General features: G+C 56.0%; 12 protein-coding genes. 3 read left to right on the top strand and 9 right to left on the bottom strand.

The genetic code is table 11. The features are described from left to right. Positions 1 to 281 precede the first annotated feature (281 nt). The 3 genes from RTE01_RS13660 to topA form a co-directional block, all read right to left on the bottom strand. Positions 282 to 449, bottom strand: coding sequence for a YmiA family putative membrane protein (locus RTE01_RS13660; RefSeq protein WP_071844914.1), 168 nt, complete (start codon positions 447 to 449; stop codon positions 282 to 284). A 244-nt stretch (positions 450 to 693) separates the two neighbouring features. After that, positions 694 to 1,668 (bottom strand): HTH-type transcriptional regulator CysB, encoded by a 975-nt coding sequence (gene cysB / locus RTE01_RS13655; RefSeq protein WP_041145186.1) that lies wholly within the window; start codon positions 1,666 to 1,668, stop codon positions 694 to 696. A 333-nt stretch (positions 1,669 to 2,001) separates the two neighbouring features. Continuing rightward, complete coding sequence (gene topA / locus RTE01_RS13650) at positions 2,002 to 4,599, bottom strand: type I DNA topoisomerase (protein ID WP_134525716.1); 2,598 nt, start codon at positions 4,597 to 4,599, stop codon at positions 2,002 to 2,004. 411 nt (positions 4,600 to 5,010) lie between these two features. On the opposite strand from topA, the gene RTE01_RS13645 reads away from it, so the two are divergent. Continuing rightward, positions 5,011 to 5,262 (top strand): YciN family protein, encoded by a 252-nt coding sequence (locus tag RTE01_RS13645; RefSeq protein ID WP_041145184.1) that lies wholly within the window; start codon positions 5,011 to 5,013, stop codon positions 5,260 to 5,262. Positions 5,263 to 5,323: 61 nt separating this feature from the next. Here the strand turns inward: RTE01_RS13645 and sohB are convergent, their stop codons facing one another. Beyond that, entirely contained in the window at positions 5,324 to 6,370 is a 1,047-nt protein-coding gene (sohB, locus tag RTE01_RS13640; protein ID WP_041145183.1) for a protease SohB, read from the bottom strand. Positions 6,371 to 6,625: 255 nt separating this feature from the next. Here sohB and RTE01_RS13635 point away from each other — a divergent pair, with 255 nt between their 5' ends. Together RTE01_RS13635 and cobO are read left to right on the top strand one after the other, a co-directional pair. Beyond that, entirely contained in the window at positions 6,626 to 7,387 is a 762-nt protein-coding gene (locus tag RTE01_RS13635) for a YciK family oxidoreductase (RefSeq protein WP_134528458.1), read from the top strand. After that, positions 7,384 to 7,974, top strand: a complete 591-nt coding sequence (cobO, locus tag RTE01_RS13630) for a cob(I)yrinic acid a,c-diamide adenosyltransferase (protein ID WP_134525714.1) — start codon at positions 7,384 to 7,386, stop codon at positions 7,972 to 7,974. The genes RTE01_RS13635 and cobO overlap by 4 nt, the downstream gene beginning before the upstream one ends. Here the strand turns inward: cobO and RTE01_RS13625 are convergent. The 5 genes from RTE01_RS13625 to RTE01_RS13605 form a co-directional block, all read right to left on the bottom strand. Further along, positions 7,946 to 8,920: a helix-turn-helix transcriptional regulator gene (locus RTE01_RS13625; RefSeq protein WP_134525712.1), complete on the bottom strand. Its 975-nt coding sequence runs from the start codon at positions 8,918 to 8,920 to the stop codon at positions 7,946 to 7,948. The genes cobO and RTE01_RS13625 overlap by 29 nt on opposite strands. Positions 8,921 to 8,944: 24 nt before the next feature. Continuing rightward, the gene (locus tag RTE01_RS13620; RefSeq protein ID WP_134525710.1) at positions 8,945 to 11,296 is read right to left on the bottom strand and encodes a beta-glucosidase family protein; all 2,352 of its coding nucleotides are present in this window, start codon (positions 11,294 to 11,296) and stop codon (positions 8,945 to 8,947) included. A gap of 18 nt (positions 11,297 to 11,314) precedes the next feature. Beyond that, the gene (locus RTE01_RS13615; protein ID WP_041145178.1) at positions 11,315 to 12,679 is read right to left on the bottom strand and encodes an MFS transporter; all 1,365 of its coding nucleotides are present in this window, start codon (positions 12,677 to 12,679) and stop codon (positions 11,315 to 11,317) included. A gap of 174 nt (positions 12,680 to 12,853) precedes the next feature. Then, positions 12,854 to 13,732, bottom strand: a complete 879-nt coding sequence (rluB, locus tag RTE01_RS13610; protein ID WP_041145177.1) for a 23S rRNA pseudouridine(2605) synthase RluB — start codon at positions 13,730 to 13,732, stop codon at positions 12,854 to 12,856. Positions 13,733 to 14,021: 289 nt separating this feature from the next. Next, positions 14,022 to 16,625 carry a bifunctional diguanylate cyclase/phosphodiesterase gene (locus tag RTE01_RS13605; protein WP_141335094.1) on the bottom strand — a complete coding sequence of 868 codons (2,604 nt, stop codon included), beginning with the start codon at positions 16,623 to 16,625 and terminating at the stop codon, positions 14,022 to 14,024. Positions 16,626 to 16,644 lie beyond the last annotated feature (19 nt).

Genomic DNA, 16,644 nt, shown 5'->3' with positions numbered 1-16,644 from the left:
CATCAAAGATATTGCACCAAAATAGACAGCAGGAATTTTGTGGTTATAAAGAGATGAGTTCAGGAGGGATATTATTAGCTGAAAGAGTAACAGGTAGCGAAATGTGAAAAAGAACTAATCGCCGGTTCAGTGACGATTAGTTCAAAGGAATGGATTGTTGATTAAAAACCATCGTGGCGAAATATATCCTCCTGAATGCCGTTGGTTTATTAAACTGGAATAAACACCGAGGTTCTTACTGTCATAAAAGTGACATTTTCAGCGAGACGGAAATGTGTCGCTTAGCTCACGATCCAGACGTTACAGATGACGAGTGCAACGATACTCCAGAACATAGCAAGCCCGATGAACACAGCGCCCCAGGCCCGACTTCTCAACACAGGATCCACTTCCGTCTTGTCACCGGCCTGTGACATCGCCAACTTCATATAATCGATATCACTTATCATATCTTCACCACCAATCGTTAAAATTATCAGGTACAGTTAAATATTAATTACGGACACTCTATTAATCCAGTGAATTTTGCCCAGAATTATTATCTTTAATCGTTAATTTGATCGGGGTAGGTATAATTGCAACCCTGTTAAAAGGAATAATGAAATTTGTGAGTTATACGAGGTTTACAATGTTAAATACGGTCCATTATAGGTATTGGCATCCCGGGGATGGGATGCCGAATATTTAGCCGAATCATTTCTCAGGCAGTTTAATATCCTTAAACATCGCCTCAATATCTTCATTCGAGCGTAAAGCCACCGCAGTATCCACCACGTCGCGCGTCAGGTGCGGCGCAAAACGTTGAATAAAATCATACATATAGCTACGCAGGAAGGTGCTGCGACGGAAACCTATTTTCGTGGTGCTGTGGCTGAAAATGCCGTTGGCGTTGAGCTTCACGAGGTCCGGGTCGGACACCGGATCGACCGCCATGCTCGCAATAACCCCAACGCCCAGCCCCAGGCGAACGTAGGTTTTGATGACATCGGCATCGGTAGCGGTAAACACGATGCGCGGCGTCAGGCCGGCGCGGTTGAACGCGGTATCGAGCTCGGAGCGCCCGGTAAAGCCAAAGGTGTAGGTAACCAGCGGATACTGGGCCAGCTCTTCAATCGTTACCGAGCCTCTGGAGGCGAGCGGATGCTCCGGGGTCACGACAATCGAACGATTCCAGTGGTAGCACGGCAGCATCACCAGGTCATCGTAGAGATGCAGCGCCTCGGTCGCGATAGCAAAATCGGCATTCCCCTTCGAGACCGCTTCGGCGATCTGCGTTGGCGACCCTTGATGCATATGCAACGAGACGCGCGGGTAGCGTTCGATAAAGCCCTTAATCACGCCAGGCAGCGCGTAGCGCGCCTGGGTATGAGTGGTCGCCACGTACAGCGACCCCTTATCCGGCCACGTGTGCTCGCCCGCCACTGACTTGATGGCGTCAACCTTCGACAGCACTTCGCGGGCAATGCGGATAATCTCCTGACCGGCAGGCGTCACCTGAGTTAAATGCTTGCCGCTGCGGGCAAAAATCTGAATACCCAGCTCATCTTCCAGCATGCGGACCTGCTTGCTGATGCCGGGCTGCGAGGTATACAGGCCTTCGGCGGTAGAGGAGACATTTAGATTATGGTTAACAACCTCAACGATGTAGCGGAGTTGCTGTAGTTTCATGGCTGATATCCGTTAACGCGTAAAATGAATTCGCTTGATACAGTTGACGTTCAGGCCGCCTGCCGGCAGAGAGGCTGCGCGCCGCTGCCGCCCCTGCGGTTCGCCGCGCTGGCACCACAAAGCGTCCTGAAACGAGAATGTAGTAAGACGATTTAATAATAAAAAAGGGATTAACTATAACCACTATATCATTTATATCTACAGTGTATAGACGCTAACGGAAAATAATAAGGCGGTTATAAGCCCGAATAAATTCGGCAAAACTTCAAGGATTTCAGCAATCAACGGGAAAAGAAAAGGGCCGCAGTGCGGCCCTTTTGAGGGGTAAGGCGCTTACTTTTTCGCTTCAGTCCACTTGCCGTCGATGTAGAAGGCTGACCAACCGGTCGCTTTGCCATCTTTTTCCGACGCAACGTACTGCTGCTTGGTTTTACGGCTAAAACGCACCAGCGTTTTATTGCCTTCCGGATCCTGCTGCGGCGCATCGGCAAGATAACGCAGCTTCTCGGCGAGGCGGTCACGGAAGCGGTACAGCTCCTCAACCAGCGGCGCGCGAGTTTCGCGGGATTTCGGGAAGGTGTTTGCCGCGAGGAACACGCCGGCTGCACCGTCACGCAGAACAAAATAGGCGTCCGATTTCTCGCACGGCAGCTCCGGCAGCGGAACCGGATCTTCCTTCGGCGGCGCCACTTCCCCGTTACGCAGAATTTTGCGCGTATTCTTACATTCGTCGTTGGTGCAGGCCATGTACTTACCGAAACGACCCATTTTCAGGTGCATCTCAGAACCACATTTCTCACACTCAACTACCGGGCCATCGTAACCCTTAATGCGGAACTCGCCCTCTTCAATCTCATAGCCGTCGCAGGTCGGGTTGTTACCGCAGACATGCAGCTTACGCTTAGGATCGATGAGGTAGCTGTCCATTGCCGTGCCGCACTTCTGGCAGCGACGCTTGGCGCGCAGCGCGTTGGTTTCAGCATCGTCGCCTTCCAGCACGTTGAGTACTTCGTTTTCCGGCACCAGGTTAATGGTGGTTTTGCAGCGCTCTTTCGGCGGCAGCGCGTAGCCGGAGCAGCCGAGGAACACCCCGGTGCTGGCGGTACGAATGCCCATCTGACGACCGCAGGTCGGACAGTCGATGCTGGTCAGCACCATCGGGTTAGGCTGCATGCCGCCCTCTTCCGGATCCTTCTCCGCCGTTTCCAGCTGAGCGGTAAAGTCACCGAAGAAGTGATCCAGCACCTGCCGCCACTCGGCCTGATGGTTCGCCACCTGGTCGAGACGGTCTTCCATCTGCGCGGTAAAGTCGTAGTTCATCAGATCGCGGAAGTTCTCTTCCAGACGATCGGTGACGATCTCACCCATTTTTTCCGCATAGAAGCGACGGTTTTCAACCCGAACGTAGCCGCGATCCTGAATAGTCGAAATGATCGACGCATAGGTTGACGGACGGCCAATACCGCGTTTTTCCAGCTCTTTAACCAGCGATGCTTCGCTGAAGCGCGCAGGCGGTTTGGTAAAGTGCTGCGCCGGGCTAAGTTCAACCAGGCTTAAGCTGTCGCCCTGATTAACCACCGGCAGGACGCGGTCTTCATCGCCCTTGCGCAGCGCAGGCATGACTTTCGTCCAGCCATCAAAACGCAGCGTACGGCCGCGAGCCTTGAGCTTAAAGTCGCCGGCTTTCACCGTCAGTGTGGTAGAGTCGTACTGCGCTGGCGTCATCTGACAGGCGACAAACTGGCGCCAGATCAGCTGATAGAGCTTCAGCGCGTCAGATTCCATACCTTTTAAATCTTCCGCCATCACGTTCACATCGGAAGGACGAATTGCTTCGTGCGCTTCCTGCGAGTTTTCTTTGCTGGCGTACTGGTTGGCGTTCTCCGGCAGATACTTTTTACCAAAGTTATCGCCGATGTAGCCGCGCACCATGCTCAGCGCATCCTGACTCAGGTTGGTGGAGTCGGTACGCATATAGGTGATGTAGCCGGCCTCATACAGACGCTGCGCCATCATCATGGTTTTCTTCACCCCGAAGCCCAGACGCGTGCTGGCCGCCTGCTGCAAGGTTGAGGTGATGAACGGCGCGCCCGGCTTGCTGCTGGTCGGCTTATCTTCGCGTTCCAGCACGCTGTAGCCGGATTTCTCCAGCAGCGCGACGGCAGACATGGTCTCATCGCGGTTAACCGGACGGAACGGCTTATCGTTCTTGTGCGTGACCTGCAGCGCTAAAGCGTCGCCGCCAGGCGTCGTGGTGCTGGCGTCAATCTCCCAGAACTCTTCCGGGACGAAGGCTTTAATTTCGCGTTCACGTTCGACCACAAGGCGGACGGCAACGGACTGAACGCGGCCTGCGGAGAGGCCACGCGCTATTTTTTTCCACAGCAGCGGAGAAACCATATAGCCCACAACGCGGTCCATAAAGCGGCGCGCCTGCTGGGCATTAACGCGATCGATGTTCAGTTCGCCCGGCTTGTCAAAAGCCTGACGGATCGCGTTTTTAGTAATTTCGTTAAATACAACGCGGCTGTAGCGTTTTTCATCACCACCGATAACTTCCCGCAGGTGCCATGCAATGGCTTCCCCTTCGCGGTCAAGGTCAGTTGCGAGATAGATGTGGTCGGCTTTTTCAGCCAACTGCTTGAGTTCTGAAACTACCTTTTCTTTACCCGGGAGTACTTCATAGTGCGCATCCCAGTCATGCCACGGGTCGACGCCCATGCGATTGACCAGAGCGCTACGTTCGTCCTTTTTAGGCTTTTTGGCCCCTTTGGTGGCGGTAGAGTCGGCGCTCTTTTTGGAAGCTGAGCCACTGGTCGGCAAATCGCGGATATGACCGACGCTGGACTTAACCACGTAGTCATTACCCAGATACTTATTGATCGTTTTGGCTTTTGCCGGGGACTCAACGATAACGAGAGCTTTACCCATATTCACCTTTACCTAATTTGATTCATCCAGGAATACATCGCACATTGATTCACCATCCGCTGGCGACGTCCGTCATATGTTGCGTCGTCGTCGAAGGATATCAACCCTCTGCACGTCCGGCCTCACGTCCATAAAACCAGATAGCCGGGTTTACTGACTTTGTCTAGCCAGGCGACATAGCACGAATAATTTTTGGCCGAATGTCAAGCAAATCTGCTGCCAGATCGCTGAAAGCGTCACACTGTACCTGATAAAATTCGTTACGCAACTTTATTAGCATGCAAAAACGAATCCTGCCAGTAAAGTCATGTTTCTTAGGCCGTTGTCAGTACCCCTGCAGAATAAATGGAAAATTTGCCCCTGCCCGCCGCGCGGCGTAAACTATTGCGCGAGGAATCACAGGAGGCCGTAATGCAAGGTACAACCCAACCCATCGATCGCCAGACGCTGCTTGAAAAAGCCAATAAACTTATTCGCGAACATGAAGATACGCTAGCCGGGATCGAAGCCACCGACGTCGTTCAGCGCAACGGCATTCTGGTATTTAGCGGCGAGTTTTATCTTGACGAGCAGGGTCTGCCTACGGCGAAGAGCACGGCGGTATTTAACATGTTTAAATACCTGGCGCACGCGCTGTCTGAAAAATATCACCTGGTCGATTAAGCCCTTGTGTGTTGCAGGGCGCTAAACGATAACGCGAGGCCAGGGCCTCGCGTTATTTTGCCTACATCAGCGGTTTTTGTCCCCGCTGCCACCAGCGCAGCAGCAGACGATCGGCGCTTTCAGCGGCACTGCCGGTGAAGCGATCAAACATCTTTTTCCTCTGCTGATAGCGCACGCTAATCACGTCGTGGCTGTCGATCAGCCCCAGCAGCAGCTCATCGCTGGTTTCTACGGCATCGACCAGCCCTTTCTCCAGCGCCTGAACGCCGTACCAGTGCTCGCCGGTCGCCACCTGCTCAATATCCAGCGTCGGCCGCATTTTGTGGACGAAATCTTTAAACAGCTGATGGGTATCGTTCAGATCTTCCCGGAACTTACGCCGCCCTTCGTCGGTGTTTTCACCGAGCATCGTCAGGGTGCGCTTGTACTGCCCGGCGGTGTGCAGCTCAATATCGATATCCTTGTTCTTAAGGAAACGATTAATGTTTGGGATCTGCGCGACCACGCCGATGGAGCCGAGAATGGCAAACGGCGCCGAGACGATTTTATTGGCCACGCAGGCCATCATGTAGCCGCCGCTGGCGGCAACTTTGTCTACCGCCACCGTCAGCGGAATTTGCTTGTCGCGAAGGCGCTGCAGCTGCGAGGCGGCCAGCCCGTAGCCGTGCACCACGCCGCCGGGGCTTTCCAGGCGGATAATGACCTGATCGCGCGCTTTTGCCGTTGCCAGCACGGCGGTGATCTCTTCGCGCAGGCTGCTCACCTCGTGGGCGTCCATGCTGCCTTTAAAGTCGAGCACCCAGGCGCGCGGTTTGCCGTTTGGCTCCGTCGAACCGAGCTTCGCCCTCGCCTTCGCGGCCCGGGCTTCCTGCTTGAGCTTTTTCTTTTGCGCTTTATGCCAAAGCTTCTGCTGCGGGCCATCGAGCAGCGCTACCGCAAGCTCCTCCCGCATCTCTTTATACTGCTCGCTAAGGTTGGTGACCCGCAGCTCCCCGCGCTGTTTCTTACGCTGAGCGAGGTTAACGATAATTGCGGCGATAACCGCAATAGCGACGACAACAGTCGCGATTTTGGCCAAAAATAAGCCATATTGAGCAAGTAATTCCACGTTTTCACCTTGTGTAAACCACTGACGTTGAAGCACAGTGTACATCAGCCTTTGCCGGGAAGTCTCTGCGCTTTGTGTCCTGTGCGAGGCGCCTTCTTGTTTTTTTCAGCGACGATGAAATCGTTGCAAGATATTAATTCCGCAAAGAGTTTCCGCTTCGCCGATTGCATTACCCGGCCGTTTCAGGCATAAAACGCAAAAGTGAACGACCGAAGAGAAAGCGTGACCCGTCAGCAGGTCACCCAAGGAGTCACCGTGCACTATCAGCCGCAGAATCATTTATTGAAAGATCGCATCATCCTGGTGACCGGCGCCAGCGACGGGATCGGACGCGAAGCCGCGCTGACCTACTCCCGCTACAGCGCCAGCGTTATCCTGGTCGGCCGTAACGAAGAGAAGCTGCGCCGCGTGGCGCAGGAAATTGAGCAGGACGGCGGGATCCCGGCGCCCTGGTTTACGCTCGATCTGCTCACCTGCACCCCGCAGGAGTGCCAGCAGCTGGCACAGCAGATAAGCGTCCACTACCCGCGCCTCGACGGCGTATTGCACAACGCCGGTCTGCTCGGCGACGTCTGCCCGATGGACGAGCAGAAGCCGGAAGTCTGGCAGCAGGTTATGCAGGTCAACGTCAACGGTACCTTTATGCTGACCCAGGCGCTGCTTCCTTTATTACTCAAGTCCGAGTCCGGTTCGCTGGTTTTCACCTCATCAAGCGTAGGTCGTCAGGGTCGCGCCAACTGGGGCGCCTACGCGGTGTCAAAATTTGCCACCGAAGGGATGATGCAGGTGCTGGCGGAGGAGTATCAGAGCCGCCACCTGCGGGTTAACTGCATCAATCCGGGCGGCACGCGCACGCAAATGCGCGCCAGCGCCTTCCCGACGGAAGATCCACAAAAGCTTAAGACCCCCGCCGATATCATGCCGGTTTATTTATGGCTGATGGGCGACGATAGCCGTCGCAAAACGGGAATGACCTTCGATGCCCAACCGGGGCGCAAACCAGGAATTGCACAATGAGTGAAGAACGCCACCGCGAACGCCAGCAGCGGGTAAAAGAGAAGGTCGACGCCCGAATCGAGGCAGCCCAGGAAGAACGCGGAATTATTATCGTCTTTACCGGCAACGGCAAAGGTAAAACCACCGCCGGTTTTGGTACCGTTACCCGCGCCATCGGGCACGGCAAAAAGGCCGGCGTGATCCAGTTCATTAAGGGCACCTGGCCGAACGGCGAACGCAACCTGCTGGAGCCGCACGGCGTCGAATTTCAGGTAATGGCGACCGGCTTCACCTGGAATACCCAGGATCGCGAAAGCGATACCGCCGCCTGCCTCGCCGTGTGGCAGCACGCTCTGCGCATGCTGTCAGACGAGAGTCTCGATATGGTTCTGCTCGACGAGCTAACCTATATGGTGGCCTATGACTATCTGCCGCTTGAAGAGGTGCTTAGCGCGCTGCGCCGTCGCCCGGCGCAGCAAACGGTGATTATCACCGGCCGCGGCTGCCATCGCGACATCGTGGAGCTTGCCGATACCGTCAGCGAATTACGCCCGGTTAAGCACGCCTTTGACGCCGGCATTAAGGCGCAGATGGGCATTGACTACTAAGCGCCAGCCTCTCCAGCAGCGCGCCGTTTAGCGCCAGACACAGGCAATCCTCGCCCTGAGCCAGCACGCTTTCGACGCTGTTTTGTCGGGAAATAAAGCGCTTACGGTATTCTGTCGGCGTCAGCCCGCAGTATTTTTTGAAGGCGGCAATCAGGTACTTATGCTCCTGAAAGCCGCAGCTATGGCTAATTTCGGTGATCGGCGTGCGGGTATCGCGCAGCAGCGTCTTCGCCTTATTCAGCCGCACCAGCGTCAGATACTCCTTGAAGTTGTGCCGGCTCACCTTCTTAAACAGCCGCGAAAACCACGAATAGCTCATTCCGCTGCGGCTCGCCACCTCGCTGAGGGTCAGCGGCTGGTCAAAGTGCTGGTTAATAAAGTCGATGCCTTTCTTTATCATCGCCTCTTCGCGCAGGGAGCTTTCCGCCTGCGGCACCGCGTCCCCCGCCAGCGTCAGCGCATCGAGCAGGAGATAGATAGTCGCGATGCGTTGGAACGGGGCGCGGTTGTCAATCAGCTGGCTGAGCAAGCTCAGGAGCCGTTGACGCACGACGCCATCGGCCTCGCTGCCGCCGCGCCCCGCGGTGCACCAGCTCAGCACCGGCGCGGGATGGAGCTCATCGAACAGGCCCGGTGAAAACTGCACGGTCACCAGCTGGCTGCCGGGCTCCTCCGCGCACAGCGAATGCACCGCCTCGGCGTTGATGTACAGCATGTCTCCCTGAGCCAGCTCCACGCTCTGCTGGCCGACAACGATAGCGAAGCGTCCCGTCAGCACGGTTATCAGCTCCGGCGCCGGGTGCCAGTGCGGTTCGCAGTAGCGTACCTCGGCGGCAAACGCGTTCAGCTTCTCGGCATCAAAAGCAATCAGCTCGTAGCCGCTGTTCACCGTATGCCGCCCGGCTTCCGTCGCTGAACGGGGGTGAGTGACTGAAAAGGGAAACATGCGCCATCTCCTGTAGTCGGGCGGTTATTCGCGCCCGGCAAGGACGCGATTCAGCTCATCGCTGTCGATATCAAGCGCCAAAAACTCCGTCAGGGCGATCAGCAGGCCGCAGAAGAGATCCGGCGCCAGCTGGATCAGCCTCTCGCGGATCTGCGCCGGCGGCAGCTGGCTCTTGCGCGCAATCAGGGCAACCACCCGGTCAAGCGCCTCGGGCTGCTGGATCAGCTGCTGCAGCGAATTGTCGTCCCGCAGCGGCACGTAGCGCGGCGCAGTGGCCACTTCGACGTCGGCGACGAGAGGCAGATCGCGCGAAGAGCCGCCAATCCGCACCTGCCAGAGGCCCGGAGTGATAACCCAGTCCGAAAGCCCTGGATGATAGCAGGCCAGGTCGGCAATCGGCAGCTGCAGGCTGACGCGACGGCTCTCGCCGGGGGCAAGTGCCACTTTACAGAACGCCTTCAGCGCCCGATCCTCGCGGATCAGCTCACCGTCCGGCGCGCTGACGTACAGCTGCGCGATCTCTTTCCCCGCCCGATCGCCGTCGTTGGTCAGGGTGAACGAGACGGTCAGCGTCTCGTCAGGCCCGACCCGAGAGGCGGAAAGTTCGGCCTGGCCGTAGGTAAACCGGCTGTAGCTGAGGCCAAAGCCAAACGGGAACAGCGGCGTCATCCGGCGTTTGTCATAGTAGCGATAGCCGACAAACAGCCCTTCGCCGTAATGATGACGCAGGTTCTCTCCCGGGTAGTTGAGCCACGCCGGCGTCTCTTCCAGCGTATTCGGCACCGTCACCGTCAGTTTACCGCAGGGGTTACGCTGGCCGAAGAGAATTTCCGCCACCGCCCGCCCCATGCCCTGTCCGGCGAAGAAGGTTTCCAGCAGCGCTTTACACTCCGCCAGCCACGGCATCACCACCGCATCGCTATTGGCCAGCACCACCACCACGTTGGGCTGCACCGCCGCCACCTCGCGGATCAGCCGTTCGTGTACCGCGAGGATGTTTAAATCATGACGGTCGCCGTTTTCGCCATCCTCACCCACCGCGGTACTGACGAATATAACCGCCACGTCCGCCTCCTGCGCCACCGCACGCGCCTGGGCCAGCGCCTGTTCATCGCAGCGCTCGTCATCCGGAGCGCCAACGGCCCAGGTCACGGTAAAGTCGTCGCCCGCCAGATCGAAGATCTCGTCCAGCGGACGATCCAACAGATAGGGTACCGTGGTGGCACAGCCCGATCCCTGAATCACCGGCTCCTGCGCCGGCTTGCCCAATACCGCAATCCGCCGGCTGCGCTCCGGGGTCAGCGGCAGGAGGTTATCTTCATTTTTCAGCAGGACGATTGACTCGCCGGCCAGCTGCTGCGCCAGCTGGTGATGGGCCGTGAAGTCGGCCCGGGTCTCCGGGCGACGGTGGCGCTGCACCTTTTCCAGCAGCGCCAGCATTCTCCGGCAGGCGCGGTCGACCACCGCCAGAGGCACCTCTCCTGACTCGATCGCCGCCAGCAGCGTCCGCTTGTCGCGGCGGGTTTCCGGCATCGCCAGATCGTTGCCCGCCAGCAGCGACGCCGGGCGGTCCTTGATGCCGTACCAGTCGGACATCACCAGCCCGTCGTATCCCCACTCATCCCGCAGTACCTGGGTGAGTAAAAAGGGATCCTGCGAAGTCTGTACGCCGTTGAGGCGGTTGTAGGAGGACATCACCGTCCACGGCTGCGATTTCGCTATCGCCCGCTGGAATCCGGCGAGGTAGATTTCACGCAGCGCCCGCTCTTCGATTATCGAATCCATCTCGGTACGGCGATATTCAGAATTATTGGCGGCAAAATGCTTGAGGCTGGCGCCTACCCCTTCGTGCTGCAGGCCGTTGATCAGCGCTGCGGCAATATCGCCGGAGACAACCGGATCTTCGGCATAGTATTCATAGCCCCTGCCGGCGAGCGGCGTGCGGCGGATATTGATGCCGGGCCCCAGCAGGATCCCGACCCCCATCTGCTGACATTCGCGGCCCAGCGCCTGGCCCATCTGATAGACCAGCTCCACGTCCCAGCTACAGGCTAAGCTGGAGCCGTTAGGAAAGCAGGTTGCCGGCAGTGAGGCGCTGAACAGCGCTTCGCTGCCGCCTTTTGCCGCCGGTTCCTCCGCGCTGACCTGGTCAGCGGTTTGGGTGATGACCGAAATAAAGTCATCCATGCTCCACTTTTCGCTGCCGTCGATTTGTGCGCTGCTGTAGCGCACGCCGTAGGTTCCGTCGGTCATCACGATATCGTTGATACCATGCTGCGGCAGCGATGCCGTGCGCCACAGGCCGCTGCCGGTCAGCAGCGCCACTTTTTCCTCTGCCGTCATGGCCGCAATCACGGTATTAAATTCACTCTTCATCTCTCTGGCTCCCTGAGGTTACAGCGCATTCTGCTTGCGCAGGCTAATTTTATGGACAATATCGCGGTAGGTTTTTTCATCCAGCGAATAGCACGCCACAAATATGGCGCTGAGGGCAAACATGGCGCCGGGGAATAATGTCATCAAAATATTAATCCCGTTAATCGCGCTCGCCGTGATATTCCCTGCGTCATAATGATAATAGTCCAGCATCCATCCCGCGCAGCCGCCGCCAATCGCCATCGCGATTTTAGTGATGAAATTAAAGAAGCCGTAGATCGCGCCTTCACTGCGCACGCCGTGATGCCATTCGGCATATTCTACGGTATCGGCAATCATCGACCACATCGCCACAAAACCCATCCCCAGCGTAATGCTATACAGGCACACTCCGGTCATAATCAGCCACAGGTTATTTCCGGCCACAAAATACTGCATCATCACCCCCAGGATACCAATCCCCAGAGCAATCAGCGTCATTCTCTTTTTACCCATCAGGGCAATAACTTTTTCAGAAATAACCGTACCGACGATATACGCAGCTGACTGAATCAAAAAGAAGGTCGCGGTATAGCCTTCGCTGCCAATGATATATTTAATAAAGTAGATCGCTATCGCCATCCAGACGGTATAGGCAATATAGAAGAACACCGTAAACAGCGACAGGTTAAGCAGCGGTGTATTGCCCGTTACCGCACGCAGCATCTCGCGCAGCGTCGGCGCAGGCGCCTCATCCTCGTCTTCGCCCACCCGCTCTTTGGTCATGCCAAAACAGGCGAGGAACAGAAAAGTGGCCAGCAGCGCAAAGCACGAAACCGCGAAAACGTAGCCCGTCTGTTTATCCGTAAACGGCGAAATTAGCAGGTCGGCGGTCGTCGAAACAATTAAATAGCCGACGATCGCCAATACGAAGCGATATACCGACAACGACGAACGCGAGGCTTCATGCTGCGTCAGGCGGTTGGTCAGCGCCGAGTACGGCGTATTGACCGCCGTATATGCCAGGCAATATATCGTATAAGAGATTAAGGCAAAGTAGAATTTCGCTTCGCCGCCAAACGGCACGAAGCACAGCACCGTCAGAAAGCCCAGCGGAATCGAACCGTATAATAACCAGGGACGCAGCTTACCGTAGCGGCTGTGCGTTTTATCAATCGCCAAACCAATCAGGATATTAAAAATAGCATCAATGACTCGGGCAATAACAAATATCAGACTGGCCTGCACCGCGCTAATGCCATAAATATTGGTATAGAAGAAGAGTAAAAACAGCGAGACGAAACCAAATGATAAATTAGAAGCAAAGTCGCCGAAGCCGTAACCTATTTTCTCTTTAACGCCGATAACCACATAGCTGGCCGATAGTTTTCCTGCTGTATCCATTTTTGGCTACCTGTTTTTGTAATCAGTGTTGCCAGTATATGGCGTTCGCCGCCGCTTCACTTTGCGTTATTTGTCCGGGCATTTCCTGTTTTTTGTCTTTATAAGGAAGTGTGAAAGGAGTCACATCAGGAAGGGAAAATAAGCGTCCGGCGGGAGCCGCCGGACGCGTCAACATCAATCTTTGCCACGACCCGCAGAGCGGCGGTTATTGCTGCTACCCACCTGGCTATGGCGTTTAACCGCGCGGCGGATCTGGTTCGCCTTCACGCGGCGACGATCTTTTTCTACCGCCACTTTAGACGTGGTTTCTGCCGGCAGCTCCACCAGCTCGCGCAGGTAGTTAGTCTGCGCCAGGTCCAGCTCGGTATAGCCGCCGCGAGGCAGGCCTTTCGGCAGCAGAATGTCGCCGTAGCGCACGCGGATCAGGCGGCTAACCTGAACGCCAACCGCTTCCCACAGGCGACGAACCTCGCGGTTACGCCCTTCCGTCAGGGTGACGTTATACCACTGGTTAATGCCTTCGCCGCCGGTGAATTTGATGGTTTTGAAGGCCGCAGGGCCATCTTCCAGCTGCACGCCGCGGGACAGCTGGCGCAGTTTGTCTTCATCGACCTGACCGAACACGCGCACGGCATATTCACGCTCAACTTCGCGGCTCGGGTGCATCAGTCGGTTCGCCAGTTCGCCATCGGTGGTGAACAGCAGCAGGCCGCAGGTGTTCACATCCAGACGACCTACCGCAATCCAGCGCGCGCCGCGCAGCTTTGGCAAGCGGTCGAAGACCGTCGGGCGGCCTTCCGGATCGTTGCGGGTGCAGAGCTCGCCTTCCGGCTTGTAGTAGGCCAGAACGCGGCAAATTTGCTCCGCGGACTCTTTCACCGAAATCAGGTGACCATCGATACGAATTTTTAAACCAGGGACAATTTCTACGCGATCGCCGAGGGTGGCGATTTTGCCATCGACGCTGACGCGGCCAGCTTCGATTTTAGATTCAATTTCACGGCGGGAGCCGTGGCCGGCGCGGGCCAGCACTTTCTGTAGTTTCTCGCTCATTGAGCTTCCTTAAGGTGTCGCCTTCCCAGGCGTCTGGTATACTTTGTAAAACAGCAGGCTAAAACGCTCTAACCTGCTGTTCTGTAGATACTTTTCAAATAACAGACGCTCACCATCTTCAGCCGATGCCGGACGCGCCCGTATATACGTGGCCGAACATACTACACTAACTTCGAAATGAAAGCTTCTTCGCGTTGCATTCGTCGGCGAATTCGCGCCGCTTTTTGTGCAGCGCAGAGTGAATTATGTATCAGCCTCGCGCTTTTATCTCTCCCGCCCGGCGGTTATTTCAGCGCGATTCGTCCTCCGGCTTAGCGTGCTGGTAATAGAACGAACCCGTATCGCAGCGGAAGCTGGAAAACTCCGCCGGACGGTGGAAATAGTATCCCTGCGCTTTCTGGCAGCCCAGCTGCTGCAGCTGCAGCTTCACGCTTTCGTCTTCGATGCCCTCGGCAATCAGCGGCACTTTAAAACCGCGGGCAAGCACAATCAGGGAGTTAATCACCGATTTGGCTTTATCATCCCCCAAATAGCCGCTGACAAAGTGCCTGTCAATTTTGATGCTGTCGAAGGGCAGCGTATGCAGATACGAAAGGCTGGAGAAGTTCGCGCCAAAGTCGTCGAGCGCAATGGCGATCCCGTGGCGGCGCAGATAGTTCAGCATCTTGCTGATGCGCTGCACGTTGCTGGTCAGCACGCGCTCGGTAATTTCAATGCACACGTTGGCGTTTATCAAACCGCTGCGGCGAATCGAGTCCATCAAATGCCAGGCAAAGTCCTGCTGCAGCAGCTGGATCGCCGAGACGTTGATATAGATAACAAAATCCTTCGGCGCGCCGCGGGCGATCATCGCCGCCAGCTCCCGGCAGGCCTCTTCGATCACCCATTTCCCCAGCGGAATAATGAGTCCGGTCTCCTCCGCCAGCGGAATAAAGCGATCCGGCGGCACGTTGCCCAGCGCCTTCGAGTGCCAGCGAATCAGGCACTCGCCCTCGCGGCAGTGCTCTTCATCTCCCTGATCGATAATCGGCTGCAGCACCAGATGGAATTCATGATGATGTATCGCATCGCTAAGATGCTCATGCAGGCGGATGTTGTAGAGCTCATGCTCGCGCATTTCGCTGGCAAACAGCGAAATGACGCCGTTACCCTGCTTCTGCGCATGTTTTAGCGTGATCCAGGCTTCCTGCAGCACCTGAGTGATGTTTTCGCTGGTGACCTCGGTCATGACCATGCCCACGTTACCGGTATAGACGTATTTCTTGCCCGAAGGATGCTGGTCCAGACCTTCGCCAATAAACAGCTGGGACAGCATATCGCGGTAGCGCTGGTAGTCCTTCTGCTGATTAATTCCCGGGAACGCCAGAATCAGCTTATCGACTTTATCCCGGGCGATCAGCGTGTCCGTCGGCAGCAGGCTCCGCAGGCGGCTAACGAACTCGTTGATAAAGGTATCGCCGTACTCCGCTCCCAGGGAGTTAATAATGGTGTTCATATTGCTGATATGCACCAGCCCCACCAGGTTTCGCCGGCTGTACAGCGCTTCCTGCTGCAGCAGTCCCGCCCGGGTGAGAAGCCCCGTCATGCTGTCTTCTTCAATTTTCTGCCGCTGGCTTTCAAAGCTCTCCGCCAGCTTGTGCGACAGCGCCATAAAGGTGGTTTCCAGCGAAATAATTTCCGGGAAGTGGCGCTTATTGTCCGGCGGCGTCCAGCGGTGGGTCGCTAGCCGGTCAGCTTTACGCACGATCTCCTGCAGCGGCTTGGCCACCCGCGACAGAACCAGGAAAACAATCAGCAAACCGGAGGTCAGAACGATAAACAGCATCCCCATCGTCATCATCAAGTACTTCACCACCGAGTGGGTAAGCACCCTGGCGGGGCTGATGATAATGCCCTTCAGTTTCAGCAGCGACTGGCGGTCGTGGATGGCGAAGACGTCGACATAGTAGCTATCGCCATCGATCTCAATCGAGCGAAAACCGCTCTGCAGGGGACGCGGCAGCGCTTTATTGACTGCGCTAATGACCGGTATACCGGTTTTATCCAGAGTTGGCAGCACGACCTCTGACTGCTTAGCATCCTTTAGCATGGCCTGGGACAAAGCCGGAAGCGAAGACGAGAGCAGTTGGTTGTGTTCGTTGACAATCAGCAGCATGCTTTCAGGAAACGGATTAAATTTCTGCAGATTTTTATTGAGTTCGTTGAGATGCAGTTCGCTGGATACCACGCCAACAAACTTGCCCTGGCGATTAAACGCCGGCGAGCTAAACGCGACGGCAACCTCCCGATTATATTCATAATCATGAAAAGGCTTTATCCAGTGAGGGTTGCGATCTTTTTCCGCCGACGTAAACCACGCCCGCTGATAGATGTCGTAGTTATCCATGATCTGCTCGACGGCAGAGTCCGGGCTAAGGTGATGAAACGACATCAGCTTGTGGTGAGTACCGGCATCTTTGAGGGTCAGGTAATCGTCGTGGGTGCGGTGCTTATCATGGGCGATCTGCACGAAATCACCGTTTACCCCGCCAAACTCGACCACGTTGAGGTACTGCTTCTCGGTAAAAACGTTGTTGATGTTATTCACCATTTCGCCAATCAGGCTGCGTACCGCAATGGAGTCCCCCTCCTCGCGGCCAATGGCGTGCACGATAATCGCGTTGGACTGGATCGGCACGTCAATATATTCGTGGATAGCGGCCTCAATCGTCGCCTTTTTGGCGCTGAGGATATTTTCGCTGACCTCATCAAAAAAGGCGTATCCCTCGTAGTAAAGGAAGGCGTAGACGGTGATCAGCACCACGCTAACCGTCGCCAGCAGCGTCAGCAAAACGGCGTGGGTTAACGACAGCGGATAGCGCTTAATCGAGAACTGCTTTTTTAAAATTTGCATAGATGCTCTGCCCTGAAAC

It is taken from the genome of Klebsiella terrigena, from assembly GCF_006539725.1.
Lineage (GTDB): Bacteria > Pseudomonadota > Gammaproteobacteria > Enterobacterales > Enterobacteriaceae > Klebsiella > Klebsiella terrigena.
This window is presented reverse-complemented; position numbering and strand designations above follow the sequence as displayed.

What these genes read in the sequence shown, in the direction of transcription:
- RTE01_RS13620 (WP_134525710.1), bottom strand. Translation starts at nt 11,296, where the DNA reads ATGAAGAGTGAATTTAATACCGTGATTGCGGCCATGACGGCAGAGGAA.
- RTE01_RS13615 (WP_041145178.1), bottom strand. Translation starts at nt 12,679, where the DNA reads ATGGATACAGCAGGAAAACTATCGGCCAGCTATGTGGTTATCGGCGTT.
- RTE01_RS13605 (WP_141335094.1), bottom strand. Translation starts at nt 16,625, where the DNA reads ATGCAAATTTTAAAAAAGCAGTTCTCGATTAAGCGCTATCCGCTGTCG.
- rluB (WP_041145177.1), bottom strand. Translation starts at nt 13,732, where the DNA reads ATGAGCGAGAAACTACAGAAAGTGCTGGCCCGCGCCGGCCACGGCTCC.
- topA (WP_134525716.1), bottom strand. Translation starts at nt 4,599, where the DNA reads ATGGGTAAAGCTCTCGTTATCGTTGAGTCCCCGGCAAAAGCCAAAACG.
- cobO (WP_134525714.1), top strand. Translation starts at nt 7,384, where the DNA reads ATGAGTGAAGAACGCCACCGCGAACGCCAGCAGCGGGTAAAAGAGAAG.
- RTE01_RS13645 (WP_041145184.1), top strand. Translation starts at nt 5,011, where the DNA reads ATGCAAGGTACAACCCAACCCATCGATCGCCAGACGCTGCTTGAAAAA.
- RTE01_RS13660 (WP_071844914.1), bottom strand. Translation starts at nt 449, where the DNA reads ATGATAAGTGATATCGATTATATGAAGTTGGCGATGTCACAGGCCGGT.
- cysB (WP_041145186.1), bottom strand. Translation starts at nt 1,668, where the DNA reads ATGAAACTACAGCAACTCCGCTACATCGTTGAGGTTGTTAACCATAAT.
- RTE01_RS13625 (WP_134525712.1), bottom strand. Translation starts at nt 8,920, where the DNA reads ATGTTTCCCTTTTCAGTCACTCACCCCCGTTCAGCGACGGAAGCCGGG.